This window comes from Rhodovulum sp. FJ3 (genome assembly GCF_032918305.1).
In the GTDB taxonomy this organism is placed as follows: Bacteria; Pseudomonadota; Alphaproteobacteria; order Rhodobacterales; family Rhodobacteraceae; genus SAT37.
In genome coordinates this window covers 485,860-512,327 of the sequence record NZ_JAWJUU010000002.1, presented here as the reverse complement: position 1 = coordinate 512,327, position 26,468 = coordinate 485,860, and the positions used below count along the sequence as shown (strand labels likewise).

Below are 26,468 nucleotides of genomic sequence, written 5' to 3'. Positions count from 1 at the left end.
CATGAGCGAAATCAGCAATTACGAGATTCTGGATGCGCAGGTTTCGCAGGCCCTTGTAAGCTCGGACAAGAAAACAGCCGACGAGCTGCGGGCACTGATCAGTACCCTGAACTCGGTCATGCCTGCAATGGGATACAAGGCTGTGTCGCCCGATCAGGAAGAGATCCTCGCCAGGGAATTCGAGGAGCGCAACGGGATCAGCATGGGGCTCGGTGCGGTAGTAACCAGCGAGGACTTCGAACCCTGGCTCGACGAAGCCAAACAGAACATCGATCCGTTTTACTGGAAACGCTACCGCGAACACCTGATCCGGACCGGATTACCGAAAGATGTGGTCATCAAACTAGATGATATCACAGACAAAACACTCGGAAGGATGGGCAACCCACAAAAGAATGTGGCCTGGAATTGCAAGGGGATGGTGGTAGGTCACGTTCAGAGCGGGAAGACCGCAAACTACACCGGCCTGATTTGCAAGGCGGCGGATGCCGGCTACAGGTTGGTCATCGTCATCGCCGGGATTCACAACAACCTGCGGAACCAGACCCAGCAGCGGATCGACGAAGGCTTCATAGGTCGCGACACTGGTAGTATGTATAAGGGCGGCAAGAGCGACAGGTGTGTCGGCGTAGGTTTGTTTGATGATCGCAATGTACCGGTCAGCCTGACTACGACCATCGACGATTTCAAGAAAGCGATCGCGACCACCAACAAGAGCCGAATCGACTCCTACAAGGTTCCCGTCGTTCTCGTGATCAAAAAGAATTACAGCACGCTGGGCAACCTTATTGACTGGCTGAAAGAGAACAGCTCGCACGGCGACGAGGAAATGATCAGCCAACCGATGCTCCTCATTGACGATGAAGCCGACAATGCGTCGATCAACACCAAATACGGCAAGAAAGAAGTCACGCGGATCAACGGACAGATCCGCGAGCTCCTCGGCCTGTTTCATCGCAGCTGCTACGTAGGGTATACCGCGACTCCGTTCGCAAACATTTTCATCGACCCCGACCAAGAAGACGACATGTTGGGCGAGGATCTGTTCCCTCGAGATTTCATCATTGGACTGGACGCGCCCTCCAACTATTTCGGAGGTAGCAAAGTTTTCCTCGAGGGCATCCCCGAAGACGATAGCGACCCGGAGTTCATTCGCTACATCGACGACAATGACGATATTCTTCCGGTCAAACACAAGATCGATCATGAACTGAACGAGTTGCCGGTTTCACTGACGGACGCACTCCGAGCGTTTCTCGTTGCGAGGACTATCCGCAACTTGCGAGGTCAAGCCGACAAACATGCCTCGATGCTGGTCAACGCGAGCCGTTTCACACGAGTTCAAGGGCTTTTGCGCATTCGACTTCACGAGGTTCTCGACAATATCCAGAATTCCCTTCGAGTGAACGGCGCAAAGGGTGACGCAGCAGACCGGGACCCCGAAATTGCGGCGCTCAAAGCAATCTGGGCAGAGGAGTTCTCGGACAGCGGATTTGGTTGGCCGGAAGTTCGCGCGGCTCTCCATGTAGCCGTCGCATCGGCGAAGGTCGTAGAGGTCAACAGCTCGCGCAACGACCTCGACTACTCCACGTCTGGAAAACAGGGCATCACTGTGATTGCCGTTGGTGGGTTCTCGTTGTCGCGGGGCTTGACCCTCGAAGGACTGACCACCACCTGGTTCCTCCGGAATACCATGATGTACGACACACTCATGCAAATGGGCCGCTGGTTCGGGTATCGAATGGGCTACGACGATCTTTGCCGGATCTGGATGCCCCGCGAAGCCGTGTCCTGGTACGCGCACATCGCGGCCGCAACCGAGGAGCTACATCAAGAACTCCGGCTTATGGAAAGCGCAAAAGCAACGCCCAAACAGTTTGGCCTGGCTGTCCGAAGCCACCCCTCCGCACTGATGGTCACCGCTCGAAACAAGCTTGGCTCCGGCAAAAAGACAGTATCGATCGGCCTATCCTCGAACTTTGTCGAAACGGCAAGGCTCACGTCCAACGCAGAAGATCTGCAGAAGAATAGGGCTGCCGCAGAGACTTTTGTTTCAAGACTTCGGAAGAACGGCTACTCACAGGAAAATACGGAGACTGTGAAGGGTGGATACCTACTAAAAGCGGTGCCGGTCGAGACTGTCGACGACTTCCTTCTGGCTTGGGTGAATGCCGACGAGAGCATTACGACCCAGATCGATCCGATCCGGAATTACATCCGGAAAAGGCAGGGCGACGAACTTGCCGAGTGGGATGTGCATATCGCGACATTGAAGACTGGAGCCGTAGACAAGTCGCTAGGTTGGCCCATTGTGCCGATCACCCGGAGAATCGGTGCGTTCGATCTGCAGCGCGGATTTATGTCAATTGGCGGCTCTAAGATGCGGGTATCTTCTCGCGGCGTCGAGCGGCTTGGCATTCCGGAAGAACTGGCACTCGAAACAGAAGCTGCCCATCGCGTGGACAGATCTCTGCCTAACGGAACCAAAGTGAACTATCCCGGGAAGATATACCGTGAAGTTAGAGAACGCCCGCTGATCGCTCTCTACCTCGTCGAGATCAAGGAGCCCGAAAACGCGCACATTTCTGACCACAAGGACTTCCCGGACAAACCTGTGGTGGCCTGGGCCATAAGTTTCCCCAAATCCGCACGTGCGGACGAGAAGGTCGAGTACATAATTAACACCACCAAACAGCGTGAACTGTTTGGTGATCCGGACACTGACGAGGAAGAGGATTACGCATATGAGCAATGATCCCTGGAAAGGACTCACAGAAGGAAACATGCGCCGGGTGGACGCGCACGGGAAACACGACTTCTTCTGGGCCACGGTGGAGAACAAGGCACCTGCCCTGCTGATGGGCCTCAAGCCCGAAACAGGGACGGCGTCCGATCTCCCTGCGCTCAAGAACATTGATGTTCGGTTCAGAACAGTGAATGGAAAGGCGCTGGTCATATCGCTTCTCGACAGCACTCATCGAGAAATTTTTGAAACGCTATGCCGTGATATTGTCGAAGCCGCTGAAGGTGCGCCCGATCAGACGGTCGCACTTGACCGCGTCATCAGGCGAACCCGGCGGTGGCATTTCCTGCTTAAAGGTGGCTCTTCCCAAGGCCTCAGCAAGGAAGAGCAGCGCGGACTGGTCGGCGAGCTGGCCTTCCTTCGTGAAATCGCAACGCATGTATCGCCGGAAACAGCGATAGAAGGCTGGACGGGCCCTGAAGGCGCAGCAAAGGACTTCGAGTTTCCTGCAGCCTGCATCGAGGTAAAAGCGCGGCGTGGTGCAGCCAAACCATATGTCCGGATTTCCTCTGAAGACCAGCTCTCCGAGGTAGCCGGACGCCAGCTTTTTCTGAGAGTTTACGACGTGGACAGCGCCGTTATTCCGGAGGGAGACAATCTCCACGGACACGTGGACAACACAATTGCTCTGTTCGATGACTATCCTCACTGTCTTGATGTTCTTGAAGAGCGTCTGGAAGCGGTCGGATATGACCGCGGTCACGATTACGAAAAGCGACGCTGGATAGTGGGCGCCAGCCGGACCTTCGAAGTGGCCGAAGGTTTCCCTCGGATAACACCTCCTCTCACTAGCGGCGTCCACAACGTGACCTACGCAATCGACCTCGCCGAATGCGTACATTTCATCTCTGGATTTGAACCGGCAATTTTAGCAGGGGAGGCTTGAAATGGATGGGCTTGAGGAGTTCCACCAGCAGTTCCAGACCGACATCATGGGTACCGCAACATCAGAAGGGGCTCTTCAGGAGGAGAGCTTTTTCGAACTGATCGGCGACATGCTCAACGAGGCTGGCGAAATCGATACGCCTTCCTGGAGCAGACACGAAGGGGAATGGAAGCGCCGCCGGATAGAGGATGCCCGCACACTCACCAAGTCAATCGCTGTCACAGGATACAGCATCGGGACCGAGCATGAAGACAGTACTCTAAGCCTGATCCTGACAGATTTCAGGTATAGTGACACTGTCCGCGAGATGGGCTCACCTGAAATCAAGAGCCTCTTCGGGAAACTGGTGGAGTTTTTGCGGGCCGCGCGAAGCGAAGAGTTCCGCGACGCGATCGAAGAAACTAGTGACGGTGCGATCCTCTGTGACCTCATTGCACGCAAGTGGTCACAGATTGACCGCATCAAATTGATCATCGCCACAACCGCTTCCACCAAGGCACGGGTCGATGCCTTTTCGGCGGGCGAGGTAGACGGCAAAAACGTTACCTACAACGTTTGGGATCTAAAACGACTTCGGAAGTATGTAGAACAGGGCCAGGCCCGCGAAGATCTTGTGATCGACCTTGAAAAGGATTTTGGCGGGAGCATCCCAATTCTCAAGGCCTTCGGTAGCGATGCGGCGCTTGAGAGCTACTTGGCCGTAATAAACGGCGACCAACTGGCGAACATCTATAACAAATGGGGAGCCCGCCTTCTGGAGTCGAACGTGCGCTCCTTCCTGCAGGCGCGCGGCAACGTGAACCGCGGCATTCGCGACACGATTATCAAAGAGCCGCACATGTTCCTTCCCTACAACAACGGGATCACCGCAACGGCAGATGCTGTGAAAATATCCAAAACGGCTGATGGCCTTGTCCTGTCCAGCGTGGAAAACCTGCAGATCGTCAACGGTGGCCAGACTACGGCATCCCTCCATGCCGCGATGAAGACTGCTTCCGAACAGCTCAAAAACGTCTATGTGCAGATGAAGCTGAACATCGTTCCGAAAGGCCAGTCCGAAGACGTCGTCCCCAAGATTTCGGAATACGCGAACACCCAGAACAAGGTGAACGCTGCCGACTTCTTTTCCAATCACCCATTCCACATCCGCATGGAAGAATTCTCGCGCAAGATCTATGCGCCGGCAGGGGAGGCCGGATTTCAGGACACCAAGTGGTTCTATGAACGTGCCCGCGGTCAATATGCCGACGCGCGAGGAAACAAGACACTGGCAGAACGCAAGAAATTTGATGGGACGTATCCTCGATCCGGACATTTCACCAAAACAGATCTCGCAAAATACGAGAACTCGTTCCGGTGTGAGCCGCATATTGTCAGCCTAGGCGCTCAGAAGAACTTTGCGAATTTTGCGAAAAGCATCGGCACCAGGTGGGGCAAGGAAGGCGTTTCATTTGACGAGACATGGTACAAACGCCTCGTTTCAAAAGCGATTGTTTTCCGCGCTACGGAAAAGCTTGTCTCCGCTGCTGCCGAAACGTGGTATGAGGGCGGTTACCGCGCCAACATCGTCACATACGGGCTCGCGAAAGTGGTCTCGGATGTAACCGAAATGAACAAGGCAATTGATCTGGATCGTGTCTGGAGACTGCAGCGGAATCTGGCCAGCCTCGCCGCAGCACTAGACATCGCGTGTTGCGAGGCACAGGAAGTGATCCTGAACCCGGTCGCAGGCATGCGCCATATCGGCGAGTGGGCCAAAAAAGAGGCCTGCTGGAAAACGCTCAAGGACCGCGAACTCGAGTATCCGGACGCGTTTCTGGACGCGCTAGTGAACCCTGAAGATGTCAGATCGGTAGCGCAGGATGCTCGGGAAGATAGAGAGCTCACGAAAGACCTGATCGGCGAGAGCTGGATCATCGAAGTAGGTGCGGATTTCTGGCAGGATGTCCTGAACTGGGGTTCCGAAAAAAAGGCCCTTTCGCCAATGGATGACAGGGTCTTGTCGATCTGTGCAGCGATACCGTCAAAGATTCCGTCGGCTCATCAGGCAAAAACGGCCCTGAGATGCCTCGAGAAGCTCAAGGGTCTTGGATACACTCACGCAGCGCTGGAGGCCGCGGAATAGGCTCAGGGACGCTCGAGCATGGCAATCGCCTGACGCACTGCATTCGGCTCGAGGTTGATGGTCTTGAACGATCTGGGGCCGGAACCATTCGAATAATGGATTACTTTCGCCAAGACCTCGAAAAGCGGAAGCGTCTGCACCGCCCCCATGGTTCGGGCTACGTCCTCGGTCAAATGGACTTTGAATAGCTCCCGCCACAGCTTTTCCTCGTATACCGATGGAAACGCGTCCAGACCCTCCAGCATATCTTCTAGGCAGCCTTTGAGCTGTTCAGTTGTCATGGCGAACCAGTTGCGCTTCCCGCCCCTTCCGCTGTTGCTGAATGTAATGACCTTAGCTTGAGCCGGTACGGTAACGAGAATTCGATCGTTGTCCGCAAGCATATCATCGAAAACGGTTCCCATTCCTGTCTCCTTTAATGCTGTATTCCGCGCATTTCGGCGAACGTCTTGTCTCCGAGTAAAAAATCTTCCAGGCTCCTCAGGAGGATCTCTTGATCCAATGCCCATTTGCCTTTCAATGCACATTCCCAGACCACACCAACCCGCCAACCAACTCCACCAAGTTCCAACTGCTTGCGGTAGTCGCGGGCCTGATTGCTGGAGATTTTTGCTTCCCAGAAATCCTGCCGCGACTTCGGGAGCCGGAATAGATGGCAGTTTTCGTGTCCATGCCAGAAGCAGCCATTCACGAAGATCACTGCCTTGTGTTTGCTCAGGACAAGATCGGGGCGCCCAGGAAGGTCTTTTCGATGAAGCCTGAACCTGTAACCGGCCTGGTGTAGAACTTGACGGACCAATATTTCAGGCTTGGTGTCCCTGCCCTTGATACCGGCCATCATGCGGCTGCGAACATCTCGAGACACGATATCGGCCATCAGGCCTTCCTTCTCCTGATTCTAGATTCATCCAGCATTTCCGATGCAATCGCACGGATCACAGGAACTGCGACCGAGTTCCCGAACTGTTTGTAAAGCTGTGAGTTTCCTACGCGGTCGATCACAAAATCATCCGGAAAACCCTGCAAAGCACGAACCTCCTCGGGTAGGAGCTTGCGCGGATTACGACCCAATTCCGACTGGTCGATCAGGATCTCGCTCCCATCCTTGTAGTATCTCGCGCTGATCGTACTGCAATATTCAGACGTGCGGTCGAACAAGCTATATCCGAACCCTTTCCCATTGGCGCGGTTCCGTTTTCGCCGCTCCTTGTGCCCTGTCCAGAGCCTGTCCGAAATTGTGAAATCCGCTGTGCGTTCCGGATCATCGATAAGGATGTCCTTAAGTGGCACTTTGGATTGGTAATTCTCGATCACCCTGCGGAACATCCCGTTAATCCGTTCGTGATTAGCCGGTGCGCCAGTCTCACGACGGATGCCCACGATGTAGATGCGCTCACGGATCTGAGGCACTCCGAAATCACGAGCCCGGAGCACTTCATATCCCACATCATAGTCAAACTTCGTCCCGAGACTTGCGCGAGCTTCATCGGTCAACTGGACGTCATCTGGAATTTCGACCGAGGCTTCGCCGCGAAGGATAGCCATGATAGTTTTAAGTGTGCGCTGTTTGTCATGCCCCTTCAGCTGTTTGACGTTCTCCAGCAAGAAAGCTTTAGGATGATGCATTGCCAAAATTCGCTGGATCTCGAAAAACATAGTTCCACGCGTATCCATAAAACCTTGCTTTTTCCCGGCCTGGGAGAATGCCTGACAAGGAAATCCTGCGAGGAGCACATCGTGCTCCGGAATCTCCGAAGCAGTAAACTTGGTGATGTCACCATCCTTTTCAGGAACCTCACCGAAGTTCGCGGCATAAGTAACTTTGCTATGCTTGTCGATTTCGGCTGTGAAAACACATTTTCCGCCAGCTTCCTGGAAAGGAAGCCTTATACCCCCTACGCCGGCGAACAGGTCAATGAACCTGAAAGGCGGCCTCTTCCTAGTATCCATGTACGGGATATCCTCAGGAAGAGCCTCGATGGCCTTTTGCTTGGTGGGAGGAATCTTGCCCCCTTTTCCGCTTTCCCAAAGCATAACCTTTTCTGCCCCCTGCGGCCCAAGGCCGAGAAGCGTCGCCATCACACGATAGTCAACTCCAAGCCTTTTCCGAGCCTCGGCGAGTTTGCGTTTAATATCAGGGATATCTTTCAATTGGACGCTCGATTGTACTTGGCATTAATGGCGGTACTTGATGTCCGCGGACGCAATATCTCAACAGACGTCCTGTTTATCCAGAACTAATCAAAGCGCAAGCATCCTGTTGACACACATTCAACAAGCTAGATTGCTTGGTGATGGAAGCGCTCGGGAGTAGCCGAAGCCACACTGCATGCCCACGATACCTATTTCCCTCAAAACGACAGCGAGACGAAAACTGGCAGCCCGACATTTGCAACTTAAAGCGCATTCCAGCTACGCGAAAAGCAGCGATCCAAATCACCAATCCGCGTTCCCAATTCTCCTTCAAAAGAAGCCGGAACTCTGAGGTTCCCCTATATTTATAGGCGCTTAGCGGACCTTGAGAAGTCTACTTACATGGCTTAGCCCTCGTAGTTGAAGTCAACAGAACGTTCAATGTCCCGAAAGCCCCGCACACGGTATGAAGTAAATTTTACGCGAATGGAGTGGGGTGCCGATCCATCGACCGGCATCCCGTCAGACTGTGTTTTACGATGCCTTCGATGGCGTTTCTTTAATCGACGGGTTCGAACTGGTTTGTGCAACAAGCTGCTGCAGCTGGGCATCGAAGCGAGCCAGGACACTCTGCGAGCGCTCGTCAGCCGCGCGGGTCCTGTCGCGCAGGACTGCAAGTTCGATGTCAGTCTCCGAGGCTTTCACCATCATCGCTTCGCGTTCGACCTGCAATTCTTCGATACACGTAGCCAGAGTATCTATTTCAGACTTCAGAGCCCTCTCACGTTCCGCCCCTTCGGAAATCGGTTCCTTGTGGTCGGCCTACCGCTCAGCAGCGTCTGCCACGAGTGCTTCTGTCTCGATTTTCAGCTCTGCAATTTCAGCATCGGATGCATTTTTCTGCCGTGCGAGCTGTTAAATGCGAACATTTTCTTCATTTTCAAAGATCTCAACCGCGGCATCCCAAGCCATAATAACGATCTCCAGCACCATCCGTTCAGTCCAAGAGGCGAATTCGGAGGGAAGCGCGTCGAGACGTGTCGGGACAGTCTGTTCATCTTTCCATTCGTTTACATATCACGACAACGTGGACATGCTGCTACCACCGATTTCATTTTGCACATTCCGGTGGGAAACATCTGGGCCGCGTTCATTGAGCGCTTCGCATGAGTCCCTCACCCTTTTGCAAGCTTCACTTTGTCTCGTCACCTGCTCTTCTTTTCTGTTGTAATATAGATGATGGTTCGTACGTAGGCACGGCCCGTGGATCCGTCTACAAAATCTCCTAGAATTAATGTGGATAAGATTGGCAGAGACTTCACCTTTCCAAATGCGTGTTTTTTCACATTTAAACCCGAAGCCAAATCGAACCGGAGCTGTCACAGTCCAGCGTCGCATCGACGGGCACCAACGGCAATTTCGCTGAGCAAACTCCGCCGAAGTCGAGTGTGTTCGAACCCCTCTCACCCGGCCATTGCTGAAAACCGCTGTAGCTCTATCGTAACACTACGGACTGTAGCGCTATAGTATCGATATACTTCGACTTAGGTGGAGCGGACAGCAAAAGTCGAATTTCGGCGACATATTGTCTCGAACCAAATAACGGGCTCAAGAACCAGCGCAAACGGTCACTGTCAGCCGGGGCCTGTCCTAAGATAACATCTACATGCACCCCAAAAGGGCTTGGCATGTCGCCATTCGCGTCGTCTCGCAAACGGGACACAAGCGTGACACAAAACACTCACTTCGACGTCGCAAATTAAGGAAGAAATATAGCGATATCAAAGTCATAAGTTAATGAGCGAAATTAGCTCCGATCCTTACCGCCGGAGCCAACCTTCCTCTTGCTGGTTGGGAACTAACGACAAAGCGCTCCTTCTTGGGGCGCTTTCGTCGTTTTGGGGCATTCAACTGCGTCCCTTATCCCGTTTGCACGCGGTCCCAATCCAGCCCGTATTTCGCAAGGTACTTGCGCAGGCGGTCCGCGTCGTTGGTGGATTTCCGGCGGCTGCGTGAATGGGCGAACAGCGTCCGGCCCGCATCGCTTAGGCTGGCGCTATTGCGGCAGGTGCGGATGACCTCGGCCAGCTGGGCGCGATCGAAAAGGTCAATGCCCTCTGCCTCGCGTCCCAAAACACTCCCCAACAATTTTCCGTCCGCGCCCCCCTGCGCGGCGGACCACAAATCACGCAGGCGCAGGATTTCATCTTCGACCATCTGCCGTGTGATGCGCCCCCGCGCGGCCAGCACGCACATACGCCGAACCGAGGCGCCGAAGTCACGGAAATTACCAGGCCAGAGCGTCGCAGGGTCACGGCAGAACCTCAGATACCGCTCGCGTGCATCAAGGTTAAAGCCGTATTGGGTCCCAAGATCCTTTTCCGCGCGGGCCAATTCGAACATCAGGTTCGGCTCAATATCTTCACGCCGTTGGCGTAGAGGCGGAATTTCAAAGGTCCACGCCGTAAGACGGCTGAGCAGGTCTTGGCGAAACAGCCCCTCGGCGGCAAGCTTGCGCAGGTCACGGTTCGATCCGGCGATCACCTGAAAACTGCTCGACACCTCGTAATCCGAGCCAAGGGGGTAATAGCGCCCCGTCTCAATCGCGTGCAGGATCACAGCCTGTTCGCGCAGGCCCAATTCGTCGATCTCATCTAGGAACAGGACCCCGCCATCCGCCTCGCGCAGCAATCCGTTGCGCTCACTGCCCGCCTGTCCGGTATAGCCACGGCGCTGACCGAAGAGCATCGAAATCCCGTCCGGTCCGCTGAGGGTGGCGCAATTGACGTGGACCATCCGCCCTTTGAGCATCCGCCGGTCAAGCTTGAGCGCATGGATGCGTTCGGCCAGTTGCGTCTTTCCGGTGCCGGTCTCGCCTAGCAACAGGATCGGTGCCTTGGTCGCGCCCGCCACATGTTCGATTTGCGAAATCAGGCTGTTATAGGCCGCATTGGCGGTCTCGATCCCCCCTTTCAGCAGATCGCTGTATTCCTGAGAAATCAGATCAAACCGGTGTTGCAGCGCATTATAGCGCCGCAGATCAAGGTCGATGATGTCCAGTTTTGGGGGCCCACCGTCGCGGCTCTGTGGTCCTGTTTGCAGCAGATGGGCGGGAACGTGGCGGCTTTCGGCCAGTAGAAACCAGCAGATCTGGGCCACATGGGTGCCGGTGCTCAGGTGGATGTGGTACTGTTCACGGTCCTCGTCAAACCCGTAACTGCGCGCGAAATCAAACAGCTTGGAGTAGACCTCGACGAAATCCCAAGGGTCATCCAGATCAAGACGGTTGAGGATCACCTCGGTCTCAGGGCTGGCCTCGATCAGTTCTCTGCGGATGTCCTGCGCGAGGCGGTTGAACCGGTGGTCATAGAGCAGTTCAAGCCGGTCAACGTGAAAGTCGTCATGCACCACCAGAGACGGGGTCGGCCGCCAGCGGCGCTTTTTCCCCGAGTCGAGCGTGGTGCCCAGAAAACCGATGACAACATTCCGCATGAAAGACCATTTTATAAAACCAGATACATTTGTATCGTAACGAAATGCCCCACTTTCGGCAAACCCTCATTAAATCGTTTATTCACAGCGCCTTTGCTCTATTTTCGCTTCTTCTTCGTCCCCTGCGCAGGACCTGCGACAAAGGGGCATCCGAAGAGTGAAGAGAGAGAAGAACGGGCAAATCCGTGTCCGTTAAGTGCCGGGGGCCAAGGGCCCATTCCCAAGGCCTCCGGCATTCCGATCACAGTTTTTATACGAAAGGTTTGGACCCAAGGGCCAAGTGGTAAAAATGACTGAAGACGTAAAAGCACTGTCGGTTACCGGCAACGATCTGATCGAATGGGGACATATCCCCGGCGCGCAATTTCCGGCGCTGTTGGCGCGGGCCGAGGCGATGACCGCCAACGGTGAAACCGTAGAGGACATCCGCAGCGCGCTTGATGCTGATCGGCCGAAGGTCCTGCCGAAAATCCCGCTTTTGCCGACCGGTGCTGTGCCGTTTCATGAAAACATCCGCGCCGAAACGCCGGACGAAGAGGATAACGTGGCCAAGGTGCGCGAGACCATGACGGCCCTGATGCGCACCCCGACCGTGGTCAGCGGGGCCGTGATGCCCGACGCCTGTCCGGCGGGTCCGATCGGGACCATTCCGGTGGGCGGGGTTGTGGCGGCGAAAAACGCCATTCACCCCGGCATGCATTCGGCGGATATCTGTTGTTCGGTGATGATGACCGACCTTGGCGACGTGGACCCGAAGATCGTTCTGGACGCCGCGCAATCGGTAACGCATTTCGGACCCGGCGGGCGTCGGAACGGGACGCGGTTCACGACCTCGCTCAAGCTGTTGGATGCCTTCCGCGCGAACCCGTTTCTGAACAGTCCAAAGCTCATCCGGATGGCGCAGGAACACATGGGAACCCAAGGGGACGGGAACCACTTTCTCTTTGTTGGGCGTTCGCGCAACACGGGGCGCACGGCCATCATCACGCACCACGGGTCGCGTGGTCCGGGGGCGGTGCTCTATAAGGTCGGGATGCATGTGGCCGAGAAGTTTCGCAAAAAGATCTCGCCCGAGACCCTAAAGCAGAACGCATGGATTCCGGCCGATAGCGACGAAGGCGTGGCGTACTGGGAGGCGCTTCAGCTGATCCGGAAATGGACCAAGGCCAACCACAATGCGATCCATCAGGCGACGGTTGAGGCCGGACGTCTTGGCGACATTGGTGAGCGGTTCTGGAACGAGCATAACTTCGTCTTCAAGCGCGGCGATCTTTACTATCACGGCAAGGGGGCGACCCCCGCTTGGGATCACTATGCCTCGGACGCGACGGGACGCACGCTTATCCCGCTGAACATGTCCGAGCCGGTCTTGGTCGTGCGCGGAACGGATGCCCAGCACGCGTTGGGCTTTAGCCCGCACGGGGCCGGTCGCAACTTTTCGCGTTCCGAGCATCGTCGCCGCATGGGGGACATGACCCCCGAAGAGCAGATGGCGGCAGAGACCAAGGGGTTGGACGTCCGTTTCCACGCGGGCGGGATCGACGCGTCGGAATTGCCGTCGAGCTATAAGAGCGCGGCCTCGGTTGTGGCGCAGATCAAGGACTACGGTCTGGCCGAAATCGAGGACTACATCGATCCTTATGGCTGTGTCATGGCCGGTGATGTGCCGCCCTTTTGGCTAACCCGCAAGAAAGGGCGCCGGTAAATCAGACGGGAGAGGGTCAGCCCCCTCTTCCGTCACCCCCGCCCCAAAACGCGAAAGGCCCCGCAGATGCGGGGCCTTAGTGCTTTTACGTGGAGTTTTGCTTACCACGAATTGTAGGACAGGTATTTTCCGGACATCTCGACCTTGACGCGGTCGCCCTTTTCGTGGGGAACGCGGGTGACCTGCATGTCGAAATCGATGGCGGACATGATGCCCGTGCCGAACTTTTCTTCGATCAGCGCCTTAAGGGTCGGGCCATAGACGCCGACGATCTCATAAAAGCGATAGATGCAGGGATCGGTGGGGATCGCTTGTTCCCAGACCTTGGTCGGCGGTTCTTCAAGGACGCTAACCGCCTCTTGGGGCAGGCCCATGACAGAGACAAGCGCCTCGGCCTTGTCCTTGGGGAAACCGTTCATGCCCATACAGGCCGAATGGGTCCAGACGGGCGACATGTCGATTTTCTCGGCGATGCCTTCCCATGTCATACCGGCCTGTTTCTTGGCCGACAGGATCATCATTGTGACGTCTTCTTTGGTCATCATGGCGGGTACCTCAAATGCATCTTTCATTGGTTTCCTCCTTGGTCGTCAGTTGGTTACAGGCCCAGATCGCTAAGGCCCGGGTGATCGGCGGGGCGCGGTCCGTGGGGCCAATGGAACAGGCGTTCGTCTTCGGAAATCGGGACGTCATTGATAGAGGCATGGCGCACGGCCATATGGCCGCTGGCCGAGAATTCCCAATTCTCGTTCCCGTGCGCACGGAACCACTGGCCATCCTCGTCGTGCCATTCGTAACAAAACCGCACCGCGATCCGGTTGCCGTCATGGGCCCAGATTTCCTTGATCAAGCGATAGCCGTTCTCGGTCGCCCATTTGCGCGACAGGAAATCGCGCACTTCGTCACGGCCATTCAGGAACTCCGACCGGTTGCGCCAGCGCGTGTCGGGCGTATAGGCCAGCGCGACCTTTTCGGGATCGCGGGTATTCCAGGCGTCTTCGGCCATGCGCACCTTTTTCACCGCATCCTCATAGCTAAAGGGCGGCACGGGAGCGCGAAGGGGCTCTTGGGTCGTCATTCTGTGTTGTCTTTCAGTCGTTTACGGCGCGCAGTTGCGGCTTGGTCGTGGGTTCAGGATCCGGCGCGGGGCCGGTTTTGTCGATGACCACGCGGGTCGGCGATTGGGGTTCACCTCCGGATTGCTGGCCTGCCAGTTCCTTGGAGCGTTGGCCAAGGAACTGCACCAGATGGTTGCGGATGGCGTAATAGTTCGGGTGCTCGACGATATCCGTGCGGTTGCGCGGACGCGGGATGGTGATTTCAACGGATTCCGCCACGCGGGCAAAGGGACCGTTGGTCATCAACAGGATGCGGTCGGCCAGCAGGATCGCCTCATCAATGTCATGGGTGATCATGAACACCGTTTGCTCGGTCCCGCCCCAGATTTTCAGCAACTCGTCCTGAATGGTCCCGCGGGTCAGCGCGTCCAGCGCGCCGAACGGTTCATCCAGCAACAACAGCTTGGGGTGGTTGGCAAAGGCGCGCGCGATCGACACGCGCTGTCGCATGCCGCCCGACAGTTGGCTGGGCTTGCGATGGACGACATCGCCCTCGAGCCCCACCATGGCAAGGTATTCGCGAGCATGCGCCTCGACCTTGGCCTTGGACCAGTCGGGATAGCGTGCCTTGACCCCGAAGGTCACGTTTTTCAACGTCGAGAGCCAAGGCAGCAACGAATAGTTCTGAAACACCACCCCACGGTCCAGAGACGGGCCGGACACCTCAAACCCGTCCATCTTGACCACGCCCGAGGTGGGTTCGGCCAGACCGGCAAGGATGTTCATGATCGTCGACTTGCCACAGCCCGAATGCCCGAGGATGCAGACAAATTCGCCCTTATCGATGCCGAATGTCGCGTCCTCGAACACGGTCAGGGTGCCGCCCTGCCCGTCGGGAAAGGTCTGGGTCATGTTTTCAATCGACAGAAACGGTTTAGACATGGAACCTCTCCTTATTCCGAATAGGTGACGGCGCGCTGCAAGACCCCAAAGGCCGAGTCCAGCAGCATGCCCACCACGCCAATCATCAGGATGGAAAAGATGACCGAGGTCAGATCGAGGTTGTTCCACTCGTTCCAGACGTAATAGCCGATCCCCGTGCCCCCGACCAACATCTCGGCGGCGACAATGACCAGCCACGCAATGCCGATGGAAATCCGCATGCCGGTGATGATCGTCGGCGCGGCGGCGGGCAGAATGACCATGAACGCGGTTTTGATGCCGTTGAGTTCATGCGTACGCGCCACGTTGACCCAATCCTGACGGACCCCCGCAACGCCAAACGCCGTGTTGATCAGCATGGGCCAGATCGAACAGATAAAGATGACGAAAATCGCGCTGGCCTCGGAATCCTGAATGATGAACAGGGCCAATGGCATCCACGCCAGCGGCGAGATCGGGCGCAGCACCTGAATGAACGGGTTGAAGGCCTTGTAGGCGACCTGGCTCATCCCGATCAGGAACCCCAGCGGGATCGCGATTAGCGCGGCAAGGATATAACCGGTCAGCACCCGATAGATGCTGTATCCGATCTGAATGCCGATCCCCTTGTCGTTGGGGCCCGCATCGTAAAACGGGTTGGACAATTGCTCCCACGCTTTGGCCAGAACCTGACTGGGCGGGGGCACGCCGGCCTTGGGGGCGCCGCCACCGGTCAGGCGTTCATATTCGGTCAATTCACCAGCGGCCTGCTGGGCGGGAATGGCGGCCTCCCAGATCAGGAGGCCGACCACCAGCATCACGACGGATAAAACCGCCGCGCGCTGGTTGGTGGAAAGGTTGTCCAACATGGATCAGCCTTTCCCGATGGCAAAGCTTTTGACGTAGTCCTCGGGTGTGGCGGGGTCGAACGTCTTGCCCATGATGGTGTGCGATTTGTAGGTCACATCCGGCGCGGCATAGCCCAGATCGTTCATGACCTTTTTCGCATCGGCGGCAAGATAGACCTGCTCGGCGACCGATTTGTAGTCCACGTCGCCCTCGATATAGCCCCAGCGCTTCATCTGGGTCAGGATCCACACGCCCATCGAATGCCACGGGAACGGGTCGAAATCGATCCGGTCGGGCACCTGTTTCACCTCACCCAGGCCATCGGCATAGGTGCCGGTCAGCACCTGCTCAATCACCGGAACCGGTTGGTTCAGGTAATTGGTGGGTGCAATGGCGGCCGAGATTTCTTTGCGGTTATCAGGGTTTGAGGCGTATTGCGTCGCGTCGATGATCGATTTCAGCAACGCGCCATAGGTGTTGGGCAGCTCCGTCGCAAAGGACAAAGGCGCGGCAAAGGCACAGCACGGGTGACCTTCCCAGATGTCTTTGGTCAGGGTGTGGATGAACCCGATACCTTCCCAAACGGCGCGCTGGTTGAACGGATCAGGCGACAGATAGCCGTCAAGGTTCCCTGCACGCAGGTTGGCAACCATCTCGGGCGGCGGAACCACGCGGATCTGGATGTCGACATCGGGGTCCAGACCGAATTCCGCCACGTAATAGCGCAGCAGGAAGTTGTGCATCGAATATTCAAACGGCACACCAAAGGTAAAGCCCTTCCACTGTTTCGGGTCGCGCTTGTCCAGATGTTCGTTCGACAGAACGATCGCCTGACCGTTGATGTTCTCAACGGCGGGCATGATATAGGGCTCGGCCACCGACCCCGCGCCCAGCGTCATCGCCAAAGGCATCGGCGTCAGCATGTGGCTGGCGTCATATTCGCCCGACAGGGATTTGTCGCGCGCAACGGCCCAACCGGCGGTTTTGATGACCTGCGCGTTCAGACCGTACCGTTCATAGAACCCCAGCGGCTGCGCCATAATGATCGGCGTCGCACAGGTGATCGGCACAAAGCCGATGTTCAGATCGGTTTTCTCGGGCGTGCCGAGATTGTCCAGAATGGCCGCCTTGGCCTGTTCCAGCGGGAACACAGACGCCAGCGCCGAGGCAACCGTGCCCCCGCCCAGCATACCCATGAACGAACGGCGGCTGATGTCGTTGTTGCCAAAGACCGACCGGACAACGGCGCTCTCAACAGCGCGCTCCAGCATGTCCTCAGAGGACATAGCGGTCGGTTCGATGTGGTCCTTGTCGTGACCGTGCCCGCTCATACAGCCGTCACAGCCACAATCGGCCCCGTGGCGCAGGTCGGTCTTATCAGAGAATGGATTGCCTAAGCTCTTGATCGTCATGTCGTCCCCGTTTTTTTGAACTGAGTGCTGGGGATAGAGTGACAGCGGAAATCGCACCGAAACAGGCGGCGATGAAAATTTGGGCGAGAACTAAACCAACGTAAAAACAATGCGTTAAGATGCGTCAGTCGTTCCATTATTCACGAGATTTCGTAAATTACGATTTTTCGTTATTGCACAGCGCCGCCTTTACCTAAGCTTTGGGCATGACCCTCGACCTGCCCCCGCCCGATTCCCTTTTGCCCGCGATCCCGCATCCGGTGATCGTGCTCGATACCCGTCGCGACCGGATCGTGAACTGGTCGCCAGAGGCGGCGGACCTGCTGACCGGATCGACCGCGACGCCCCCTGCCCCGTTTGCGCAGTATCTGGGCGAGGACCTGCCCCAATTCATCGTGTTTCTGGACGCCGTTCATCACCGCGGCGAGGGTTGGACGCGCGATGTCACGCTGACGCGGGCGGACGGCACGCCTTTGCGGGTCGAGTTGCGCGCACAGCCCGTACCTGGTCAGCCCGATCATGTGGCGATGATCCTGACCGATCTCCATGCCTTTGACCGACGCACCGAACAGGCGCAGGCGGCCGAGATTTTCCGCGCGGGCCTGTTGGAATGGCAACGGACCGAGACGTTCTTTGCCGAACTGGAACGCCAGAACCAATTGATCCTGAACGCGGCGGGCGAAGGGATTTACGGCGTCAACGCCGAGGGTAAGACCACATTCGTGAACCGCGCCGCGCAAGAGATGCTGGGCTGGACCGTTGAGGACCTGCTGGGCCACGACATCCATTCGATGATCCACCATCACCACCTGAACGGCGAGACCTATCATTCCCATGATTGCCCGATCTATCGGTCCTTCCGGTTTGAACAGGTCCACCGGATTGAGGATGAGGTGTTCTGGCGCAAGGACGGAAAACCGATCCGCGTCGAATATGTCTCGACCCCGATCTATGACCAACAGGTTCTCGCGGGCGCCGTGGTGATTTTCCGCGACATCACCGAGCGTAAGGAAAACGAACGCAAACTGCGCGACGCGCTGGATGAGGTGGCCGCGCTGCGCGACCGGTTGGAACAGGAAAACGCCTATCTGCAAGAGGCGATCTCGACCGAGCGCGCGCATCACAACATCATCGGCACCTCCCCCGCGATCCGTCAAACCGTGCAACGCATTGATCTGGTCGCAAACACCGACGCCACCGTGTTGATCAGTGGCGAAACCGGCACCGGCAAATCCCTTGTCGCCGCCGCCATCCATAAGGTCAGTTCGCGCGCCCGCCGCCCCCTGATCCATTTCAAATGCAGCTCATTCGCCCCCGAAGAGGTCGAGGCGGAACTCTATGGCCAAGTGCGCGGCGCACCCAACGGGGCCATGCGGGACAAGGCGGGCAAGCTGGAACTGGCCCATGGCGGGACCCTGTTTCTGGATGATGTCGAGGACCTGCCCTACGAAATTCAGGGCAAGCTGCTGTCGGCGTTGCAAAACAGTGCCGTGACCCGTCTGGGCGACACGCGGGAAAAGCCGCTGGATATTCGGGTCATTGCCTCGACCCGACTGACCGAGGCCCAGATCAGGCGCAGTAGCCGCTTTCGCGAGGACCTGTTCCTGTTTCTGAACGTGTTCCCGATCACCTGTCAGCCCCTGCGCGACCGCCAAGAGGACATTCCCCTGCTGGCCGCGCATCTGTTGAAACTGGCCTGTCGACGCTTGAACCGGCCCGAGCCCGTGTTGACCGAACGCGTGGTGGGACAGTTGCAATCCTATGACTGGCCCGGAAACGTGCGCGAATTGCACAACGTGATGGAGCGCGCCGCCATCGTGTCGCAAGACCGCAAGCTGGTGGTCGAACTGGCCTCGACCGCGCCGATGGATCAAGGCCACACGCCCTTTCGCACCGAGGCGCAGATGACCGAACTGATGCGCGCCAACCTGATTGCGGCCCTGCGCGAAACCGGTGGGCGGGTGTCGGGCCCGTCGGGTGCTGCAGCGTTGCTGGGGATCAAGCCCACGACACTGGCCTCCCGCATCAAAACGCTGCGCATCACCGAAGAGGACTGGGCCTAGGCCGTTTCCACATCACACCCCATGACGCCTAGGCGGCATATCGGCAAACCCGCCCTTGACCTCAGCCCCATCATTTCGCGTAATACGCGAACAGGCGTCACGCCAAACAAGCCTAAACTGTTGGAGCCAAAATGTACGATGATACCGCCGCCAATCTCGGCGCGCTTTGGATTACGGCCTCCATTTTGATTTGTTTTCCGTCCTATTTCATCAGTCTAATCTTTTTACGCGGCGCGACACGGTCCATCACGCGGATCACGTGGTTTGTCTGCTTAAATGCCGTTCCATTGCTCGGGGCAGTTGCCTTAGCCCCCTTTTTCCTTACCGAGATCAAGCCATGGTCCGAGCAGTCGTGGCTGTTCATCGCCTATTTCCTGTGTGTGAACGTCGCGGTGGGCTATGGGTTGGCCGTGTTCGCCCATGCGCGGTCGGTCAATGCCCGCGAAAACGGGCGTCTTGCGTGGATGGCTATGATCCCTCCCTTGAACTTGATCCTTTTCTTTCACCCCCCGCGTGAGGGTCACCCCCTCACACCGGTTGGACGCCTGATCAAACTGCTCTGGTTCCTTTTCGGCATTTTCCTATGGATGTGCATGAGGGCGCTGTTGGACCTGTACGCGCTGAACTGATCCCGTCCATTGGACCTGCGGCACGGGATGGAACAGGACCTTTGCACAGGTTGTCCCATGGTCCGGTGTTGATAGGACTGGCGCATGGAGACGCGCAAAACACTTTGGCCTGCCCTGATCGGCTGGGCCGCCTTGATGATCGCAACCTCGGCGGCGGCACATAACGTCACGCCGGGCGATGCGGGCTATATTCAGGAAATCTGGGGCCTGCATCCGGGGCCGTTTGTCTATCTGGGGGCCAAACATATGGTCACCGGATACGATCATATCCTGTTCCTGTTGGGGGTGGTGTTTTTCCTCTATCGCGGCAAGGACATCGCGGTTTACGTCAGCCTGTTTGCCATCGGCCATTCGGTCACGATGCTGGCCGGTGTTCTGGGGGGCTGGGGCGTCAATGCCTATCTGGTCGATGCGGTGATTGGGTTGTCGGTGGCCTATAAGGCGCTGGATAACCTTGGCGTTCTGCGCGGCATGTTGGGGTTTCAGCCGAACACGAAAACCGCCACCCTGATCTTCGGGTTGATCCACGGGACGGGCTTGGCCAGCAAAATTCTGGACTATGACATCGCGCCCTATGGTCTGTTCGGGAACCTAATCGCCTTTAACATCGGGGTCGAGATCGGCCAGGTCTGCGCCCTGTTCGTCATTCTGACCCTGATGGGATATTGGCGGCGCGCGCCGAATTTCATGTCCCAAGCCTTTGTCGCCAATATCATCCTGTTCGGTCTGGGTATGGCCCTGATGGCCGTACAGATCGCGGGATACCTGAACGCCTGATCGAAAGGGAACGCCATGCTCTATGCCAAAGAACCCGACCTGTCCGCCCTGCCCAGCCGCAGCGCCCTGCGCAAACGGTTGATCGGCGCGGTTCTGGGGGCCGGCGTGGTTGCCACGACCGTTGTGATGCCCGCCGAATATGGAATTGACCCGACCGGCGTGGGATCGGTGCTTGGGCTGACCGAGATGGGCGAGATCAAGCGCGAGTTGGCCCATGAGGCCGCCAAGGATCACGCGGGCCTGCTGCCGTCGCTGTTCGGGATGATGGTCGGCGCGGCCCATGCCCAAACGGTTGAGGACTGGCGCGATCAGATCGAATTCACCCTTGCCCCCGGTGAAAGCGCCGAGTGGAAGATGGAAATGACCCGCGGTCAAACCGCTTTTTACCGGATGGTTGTGACCGGTGGCCGCGTCAATTTCGACATGCACGGGCATGGCGATGCGGGCGATGCCGTGACCTATGAAAAGGCGCGCGGATCGACGGGGTCCGAGGGGCCGTTGCTGGCCACGTTTGACGGGGATCACGGGTGGTTCTGGCGCAATCGCGACACTGTCGATGTGACTGTGTCCCTGTCCCTGCGCGGGGAGTACGTGACCCTAAAGCAAGAGCAATAGGGTCACGCGGGATTAGCGGATCAGAACGACAGGCACCTTACAGGTGCGGATCATTTCCGATGTGGTCGAGCCGATGATCAAGGTGCGCACGCGCGAGTGGCCATAGGCCCCCATGACCAACATATCGAACCCGTCTTTTTCGATAACCTCGGACAGGGCCTCTTCGGCCTGACCGGACACCAGACGCGTGTCGACCTGATGACCACCCGCGCGCAACAGGGCGGCGGCGTCGTTCAGGGCCTTGGTGGTTTGATCGTTCTCGGGGCCGACCTTGACCACGGTGATCAACAGCCCCGCAAACAGCGGATCACGCGCCACGTAATCCAGCGCCTTCATCGACGTCGCGCCGCCGTCAAAGGCGACCAGAACCTTGTTCACGGGTTTGAACGCGCGGCTGGCGACCAGAACGGGTTTGTGCGACGCACGCACGATGCGTTCGACGTTGGACCCCAGATGCAGCTTGGCGAAATCGGCGGCCTCACCGCGTTTGCCGACGATGATCATCTCGCCGGTCTCTTCCTTGGCGGTCACGGTATCGACGATGTCGCCCTGACGCAGGCGCGTCTCGACCCGTTCTACCCCCGCGCCGGTGACGATTTCGGCGGCGTCCTCAAGGATCGCGCGGCCATGGGCATGGGTCAGCTTGGCGCGCTGTTCATCCAGTTCGGCCAGTTCCTGCAACAGGCGGCTGCGCGCGCCCAGACGGATCGCGCCCGACAGGTCCTGCCGGTCTGGCGCATCGCGGCGACCCAGAACGTGATAAAGCTTCACGCCTGCGCCCATCCGACCGGCGGCCCAAGCGGTGTGGTGGCAGACGCTCTCGGAATAGGCCGAGCCATCCACCAATGCGATCAGGGTTTTTTCCGTGCTCATACCTGTTCTCCTCAGTGGCCGGTCAGCGCATCCATTGCGCCCGGTTTGTCATGGATCGCCAGCTTGTCGACGATGGTCTCGGAGGCCTTGTTCATGCCGATGATATCAACCTCGGCCCCTTCGCGGCGGAATTTCAGAACCGCCATGTCCAGCGCGGCAACCGAGCTGATGTCCCAGATATGGGCGCGGCTGACGTCGATGGTGACCTTTTCGGGGGCCTCGCGGAAATCAAACGCCTTCATGAAATCCTCGGTGCTGGCAAAGAACAACTGCCCCTCAACCGTATAGGTGCGGTGACGCCCATCGGCGGTGATCTCGGACGTGACGCGGAAGAGTTGCGAGATCTTCCACGCGAAAAAGATCCCCGACAGCAGAACGCCGACCAAAACCCCGATGGCAAGGTTATGCGTGTAGATCACGAAGAATACCGTCGCCAGCATCACGATCGAACTGCTGCGCGGGTGATCACGCAGGTCTTTCAGCGAGGACCAGCTGAACGTGCCGATCGACACCATGATCATGATCGACACCAGCGCGGGCATCGGGATACGCCCGACCCAATCGCCCAGAACGACGCAGAAAATCAACAGCATCCCACCGGCAAAGAACGTCGACAACCGCCCGCGCCCGCCGGATTTCACGTTGATCATCGACTGGCCGATCATCGCACAGCCAGCCATCCCGCCGATGAAACCGGTCGCCGTGTTGGCAAGGCCCTGACCGATACATTCTTGGTTACGGCTGGAGGTCGTGTCGGTCAGATCGTCGACCAGTTGCTGTGTCATCAGGCTCTCCAGCAGGCCCACAACCGCCACGGCGAGCGCGTAGGGGAAGATGATCTGCAGCGTCTCAAGGTTCAACGGCACATCGGGCAGCAAGAACACCGGCAACGTATCGGGCAGCGCGCCCATGTCACTGACCGTGCGCACGTCCCAGCCAAAGGCCAAGGTCAGCGTGGTCAGCACGATAATGGTGACCAACGGCGACGGAATTGCGCGGGTGACACGCGGGAACAGATAGATGATCCCCAGACCCGCCGCGACCAGAACATAGGTCAGCCACGTCACATTGCGCGGGTCCAGTTCCGGCAACTGGGCAAGGAAAATCAGGATGGCCAGCGCGTTCACAAACCCCGTCATCACCGATTTCGACACGAACCGCATCACGAACCCAAGGCGCAACAGGCCCGCCCCGATCTGCAACAGACCCGCCAGAACCGTCGCGGCCAGCAGGTATTCCAACCCGTGATCGCGCACCAGCGTCACCATCAACACCGCCGTCGCGGCGGTGGCGGCCGAAATCATCCCCGGACGGCCACCGGTGATGGCGGTGATCACGGCGATCGAAAACGAAGCATAAAGGCCCACCTTGGGGTCGACGCCCGCGATGATCGAAAAAGCAATCGCCTCGGGGATCAGGGCCAAGGCGACCACAAGCCCCGACAACAGATCGGGCCGGATGTTATGTGTCCATTCGTGACGGTATTGCGCAAAAGACATCGGTTGATTTCCCATGGACCAGTGCGCGGGCGGCGCGCATCGGTCCGATTAGCGTTGGTTGCAGGGCCACGCGGGGGTCAGCCGCCCGTCCCAGTTTGCCGCCCTGTTAACGCCCACATGGCGCGATGCCAAGGTCGGGCGCCGGAAATCGCCGCGTTTTCCCGCATATGTCGCAGTTGCGCCCGTCCATTGATCAACTCACCCTCACATTCGAACTATTGAATAATAAATCCGCTTGGCGTTAACTGGCCGCAAAGGGAGGACCACCATGACCCGATTTTCCATGAACCGGCGCAGCCTGTTGCGCGCCGCGTCGCTTGCGCCCCTGTTGACCCTGCCCGCGCTGCCGGTGGCCGCATTGACCGGCACGGACGGACGCCCGAACCCCAGCCATTTCCGGTTCGGCCTTGGCCGCGCGCGCCTGACCGTTGTCTCGGATGGCAGTTTGCAATTGCCCGTCGCGGGTCTGTCCGCCAACACGTCCGAGGAAGAGATCCTTGCCTTTCTGACCTCACACCACCTGCCGACCCAGCAGAACTATAGCCACACCAACCACATCGTGATCGAGATCGACGATGCGGTCATTCTGGTCGATATCGGCTCGGGCAACCGGTTCCTGCCGACGGCGGGCAAACTGATGGACAACCTGACGCTTGCGGGGATTGATCCGGCGTCGATCACCCATGTGGCCTTCACCCACGCCCATCCCGATCACATCTGGGGCCTGCGCGATGATTTCGACGAACCGGTCCTGTTTGACGCCGAACACATCATTGGCGCCGCCGAGCATGACTATTGGCTACAGGACGGTTTGGCCAATTCCGTGGCCGAGAGCATGCAGCAATTCGTTGTCGGTGCGGTGAACTCCCTGACGGCGGACGGGTTGGAATGGACGTTGGCCGATGACGGGGCTGAGGTCGCGCCGGGCCTGCGGATGATCGCAACGCCGGGCCATACGCCGGGCCATATGTCCCTGATGCTTGAGGCCGACGGACAGCAGTTGATGATTCTCGGCGATGCGATGACCCACGCCTATGTCAGTGTGGAACGCCCCGATTGGCACGGCGGTTTTGATGCCGACGGCCCACAGGCGGCGGCGACGCGCAATCGTCTGCTGGATATGGCCGCGACGGACGGCATTGCCGTCCTCGGCTACCACTTCCCGTTTCCGGGTGTTGGACACATCATGCGCGCCTCCGACGGGTACCGGTTCATCCCGACAATCTGGACCTGGGAATAACCCATCCGTTACCCGTGGGCCGCGTAATGTCCGCTTGGCCCACGGGGTTCGACATGCCATAACGGGTGCGAACAAACCGAAAACGGCGCGCCCATGTCCACGACCCCGATTTCCAGCATCCGCAACCTTGGCCCCGCCATGGAAGAGGCATTCGCCCGCGCCGGCATCCACAGCGCCGAGGCCCTGCGCGCCCTTGGCACGGATGAGGCGTATCGCCGATTGCTGGAAACCGGCCACCGCCCGCATTTCATCGCCTATTACGTGATTGAAATGGGCCTACAGGGCCGTCCGTGGAACGATTGCAAGGGCGATGAGAAAAAGGCCCTGCGCGTGCGGTTTGACCGGATCAAGGCAAACCTGACCCCGAACCCGCTGGCCGGTATCGAAAAGATCCTGAACGAAATCGGCGTGGTTGAAAGCCGCGTCCTCGCCAAGGCGCGGAAGTAACGCCTAAACCCTCCGCCGATAAAGGGTCCAGCCAAGCCCGCACAGAACCGGCACGGCGATCAGGATCGACGCCAACGCAGGGTCCGGAACCGCGAATGCGGAATAGAAAACCTCGGCGCACTCCAGCGACGCCAGCCACAGCGCCACGCCCCCGACACCCGCGCATCCCCAAACCAACGCCAGTTCATAGCCTGCAAAGGCCCTGCCCGTCCGGATAATCCGAACGGCAAGAGGGACCGCAAAAATGACAAACGCAAACATCATCGCGTCATCGTCCCCTCCGGAGCTTTGCAACTCGTCACAGAAAAACGGTCCCTCGGCTGTGCGCGCGGCCAACCCCCGCGACAGGGTGTCAAACGCCGCCCCGACGGTGGTGACCCATGCAAGCAGGGTGAGATATACAAAGTTCCAAAACACGGGATGAATGTACCGCATTCGCCGCGTTCCACCATCCCGAAACGAAAAAGGCCGCCCCAATCGGGACGGCCCATTCCAAATCGAAACGTGGTGGCGATTAGCCGACCAGTTCCAGACCCGAGAAGAAGTAAGCGATCTCTTGGGCAGCGGTGTCTTCGCCGTCCGAACCGTGGATCGAGTTTTCGCCGATCGACAGGGCGAACTCTTTACGGATGGTGCCCTCGGCCGCTTCGGCGGGGTTGGTGGCGCCCATGACTTCGCGGTTTTTCGCGATGGCGTCTTCGCCTTCCAGAACCTGAACGACGATCGGCTCGGATGCCATGAATTCACACAGTTCGCCGTAGAAGGGGCGCTCTTTGTGGACTTCGTAGAACACGCCAGCCTGCGCCGGGGTCAGGTGGATGCGCTTTTGAGCAACGATGCGCAGGCCAGCGGCCTCCAGCTTGGCGTTGATGGCGCCGGTCAGGTTGCGTTTGGTGGCATCGGGTTTGATGATCGAGAAGGTGCGTTGGATAGCCATTTCG

At 57.9% G+C, this 26,468-nt stretch carries 24 protein-coding genes; 10 read left to right on the top strand and 14 right to left on the bottom strand.

The annotated features are described in order from the left end of the window. The first annotated feature begins 1 nt into the window (after position 1). Genes R1W00_RS07570 through R1W00_RS07560 form a run of 3 tightly spaced genes read left to right on the top strand, consistent with a single transcriptional unit; the run spans position 2 to position 5,814 of the window. Positions 2–2,755 (top strand): Z1 domain-containing protein, encoded by a 2,754-nt coding sequence (locus R1W00_RS07570; RefSeq protein ID WP_317262123.1) that lies wholly within the window; start codon positions 2–4, stop codon positions 2,753–2,755. Continuing rightward, entirely contained in the window at positions 2,745–3,689 is a 945-nt protein-coding gene (locus R1W00_RS07565; RefSeq protein ID WP_317262122.1) for a PD-(D/E)XK motif protein, read from the top strand. The genes R1W00_RS07570 and R1W00_RS07565 overlap by 11 nt, the downstream gene beginning before the upstream one ends. Position 3,690: 1 nt before the next feature. After that, positions 3,691–5,814: an AIPR family protein gene (locus R1W00_RS07560; RefSeq protein WP_317262121.1), complete on the top strand. Its 2,124-nt coding sequence runs from the start codon at positions 3,691–3,693 to the stop codon at positions 5,812–5,814. A 2-nt stretch (positions 5,815–5,816) separates the two neighbouring features. On the opposite strand, the gene R1W00_RS07555 is transcribed toward R1W00_RS07560, so the two are convergent. The 5 genes from R1W00_RS07555 to rtcR form a co-directional block, all read right to left on the bottom strand. Continuing rightward, positions 5,817–6,218, bottom strand: coding sequence for a hypothetical protein (locus tag R1W00_RS07555; RefSeq protein WP_317262120.1), 402 nt, complete (start codon positions 6,216–6,218; stop codon positions 5,817–5,819). Positions 6,219–6,229: 11 nt separating this feature from the next. Next, positions 6,230–6,691: a very short patch repair endonuclease gene (locus R1W00_RS07550; RefSeq protein WP_317262119.1), complete on the bottom strand. Its 462-nt coding sequence runs from the start codon at positions 6,689–6,691 to the stop codon at positions 6,230–6,232. Then, entirely contained in the window at positions 6,691–7,965 is a 1,275-nt protein-coding gene (gene dcm / locus R1W00_RS07545) for a DNA (cytosine-5-)-methyltransferase (RefSeq protein ID WP_317262118.1), read from the bottom strand. Before dcm ends, R1W00_RS07550 begins: the two co-directional genes overlap by 1 nt. Positions 7,966–8,481: 516 nt before the next feature. Then, positions 8,482–8,679 (bottom strand): hypothetical protein, encoded by a 198-nt coding sequence (locus tag R1W00_RS07540; RefSeq protein WP_317262117.1) that lies wholly within the window; start codon positions 8,677–8,679, stop codon positions 8,482–8,484. Between the two features lie 1,188 nt (positions 8,680–9,867). Further along, the gene (gene rtcR, locus R1W00_RS07535; RefSeq protein WP_317262116.1) at positions 9,868–11,439 is read right to left on the bottom strand and encodes an RNA repair transcriptional activator RtcR; all 1,572 of its coding nucleotides are present in this window, start codon (positions 11,437–11,439) and stop codon (positions 9,868–9,870) included. Positions 11,440–11,728: 289 nt separating this feature from the next. Here rtcR and R1W00_RS07530 point away from each other — a divergent pair, with 289 nt between their 5' ends. Beyond that, positions 11,729–13,144, top strand: coding sequence for an RtcB family protein (locus R1W00_RS07530; protein ID WP_317262115.1), 1,416 nt, complete (start codon positions 11,729–11,731; stop codon positions 13,142–13,144). A 101-nt stretch (positions 13,145–13,245) separates the two neighbouring features. On the opposite strand, the gene cynS is transcribed toward R1W00_RS07530, so the two are convergent. The 5 genes from cynS to R1W00_RS07505 are packed head-to-tail and all read right to left on the bottom strand — an operon-like array spanning position 13,246 to position 17,384. Then, a complete protein-coding gene (cynS, locus tag R1W00_RS07525) occupies positions 13,246–13,716 on the bottom strand; it encodes a cyanase (RefSeq protein WP_317262114.1) in 471 nt (156 codons plus the stop codon). A gap of 26 nt (positions 13,717–13,742) precedes the next feature. Further along, positions 13,743–14,222 carry a nuclear transport factor 2 family protein gene (locus tag R1W00_RS07520; protein ID WP_317262113.1) on the bottom strand — a complete coding sequence of 160 codons (480 nt, stop codon included), beginning with the start codon at positions 14,220–14,222 and terminating at the stop codon, positions 13,743–13,745. A 13-nt stretch (positions 14,223–14,235) separates the two neighbouring features. Continuing rightward, positions 14,236–15,144 carry an ABC transporter ATP-binding protein gene (locus R1W00_RS07515; RefSeq protein ID WP_317262112.1) on the bottom strand — a complete coding sequence of 303 codons (909 nt, stop codon included), beginning with the start codon at positions 15,142–15,144 and terminating at the stop codon, positions 14,236–14,238. Between the two features lie 11 nt (positions 15,145–15,155). Beyond that, the gene (gene ntrB / locus R1W00_RS07510) at positions 15,156–15,992 is read right to left on the bottom strand and encodes a nitrate ABC transporter permease (RefSeq protein WP_317262111.1); all 837 of its coding nucleotides are present in this window, start codon (positions 15,990–15,992) and stop codon (positions 15,156–15,158) included. Positions 15,993–15,995: 3 nt separating this feature from the next. Beyond that, a complete protein-coding gene (locus R1W00_RS07505; RefSeq protein ID WP_317262110.1) occupies positions 15,996–17,384 on the bottom strand; it encodes a CmpA/NrtA family ABC transporter substrate-binding protein in 1,389 nt (462 codons plus the stop codon). A gap of 206 nt (positions 17,385–17,590) precedes the next feature. Here R1W00_RS07505 and R1W00_RS07500 point away from each other — a divergent pair, with 206 nt between their 5' ends. The 4 genes from R1W00_RS07500 to R1W00_RS07485 all read left to right on the top strand — a co-directional run bounded on the left by R1W00_RS07500 (position 17,591) and on the right by R1W00_RS07485 (position 21,468). Continuing rightward, a complete protein-coding gene (locus R1W00_RS07500; protein WP_317262109.1) occupies positions 17,591–19,447 on the top strand; it encodes a sigma 54-interacting transcriptional regulator in 1,857 nt (618 codons plus the stop codon). 131 nt (positions 19,448–19,578) lie between these two features. Further along, entirely contained in the window at positions 19,579–20,076 is a 498-nt protein-coding gene (locus tag R1W00_RS07495) for a hypothetical protein (protein WP_317262108.1), read from the top strand. 84 nt (positions 20,077–20,160) lie between these two features. After that, entirely contained in the window at positions 20,161–20,853 is a 693-nt protein-coding gene (locus R1W00_RS07490; protein ID WP_317262107.1) for a HupE/UreJ family protein, read from the top strand. A gap of 15 nt (positions 20,854–20,868) precedes the next feature. Then, positions 20,869–21,468: a transmembrane anchor protein gene (locus R1W00_RS07485; RefSeq protein ID WP_317262106.1), complete on the top strand. Its 600-nt coding sequence runs from the start codon at positions 20,869–20,871 to the stop codon at positions 21,466–21,468. A gap of 12 nt (positions 21,469–21,480) precedes the next feature. Here the strand turns inward: R1W00_RS07485 and R1W00_RS07480 are convergent, their stop codons facing one another. Next, positions 21,481–22,341: a universal stress protein gene (locus tag R1W00_RS07480; RefSeq protein WP_317262105.1), complete on the bottom strand. Its 861-nt coding sequence runs from the start codon at positions 22,339–22,341 to the stop codon at positions 21,481–21,483. Positions 22,342–22,352: 11 nt separating this feature from the next. After that, positions 22,353–23,840: a SulP family inorganic anion transporter gene (locus R1W00_RS07475; RefSeq protein WP_317262104.1), complete on the bottom strand. Its 1,488-nt coding sequence runs from the start codon at positions 23,838–23,840 to the stop codon at positions 22,353–22,355. A 268-nt stretch (positions 23,841–24,108) separates the two neighbouring features. Here R1W00_RS07475 and R1W00_RS07470 point away from each other — a divergent pair, with 268 nt between their 5' ends. Both R1W00_RS07470 and R1W00_RS07465 read left to right on the top strand, forming a co-directional pair. Beyond that, complete coding sequence (locus tag R1W00_RS07470; RefSeq protein ID WP_317262103.1) at positions 24,109–25,080, top strand: MBL fold metallo-hydrolase; 972 nt, start codon at positions 24,109–24,111, stop codon at positions 25,078–25,080. A gap of 93 nt (positions 25,081–25,173) precedes the next feature. Beyond that, positions 25,174–25,527 (top strand): TfoX/Sxy family protein, encoded by a 354-nt coding sequence (locus tag R1W00_RS07465; protein WP_317262102.1) that lies wholly within the window; start codon positions 25,174–25,176, stop codon positions 25,525–25,527. 3 nt (positions 25,528–25,530) lie between these two features. Here R1W00_RS07465 and R1W00_RS07460 read toward each other — a convergent pair whose 3' ends face one another. Next, positions 25,531–25,962 carry a hypothetical protein gene (locus R1W00_RS07460; protein WP_317262101.1) on the bottom strand — a complete coding sequence of 144 codons (432 nt, stop codon included), beginning with the start codon at positions 25,960–25,962 and terminating at the stop codon, positions 25,531–25,533. 79 nt (positions 25,963–26,041) lie between these two features. Continuing rightward, positions 26,042–26,464 carry a nucleoside-diphosphate kinase gene (ndk, locus tag R1W00_RS07455; RefSeq protein ID WP_317262100.1) on the bottom strand — a complete coding sequence of 141 codons (423 nt, stop codon included), beginning with the start codon at positions 26,462–26,464 and terminating at the stop codon, positions 26,042–26,044. Between the last annotated feature and the right edge of the window lie 4 nt (positions 26,465–26,468).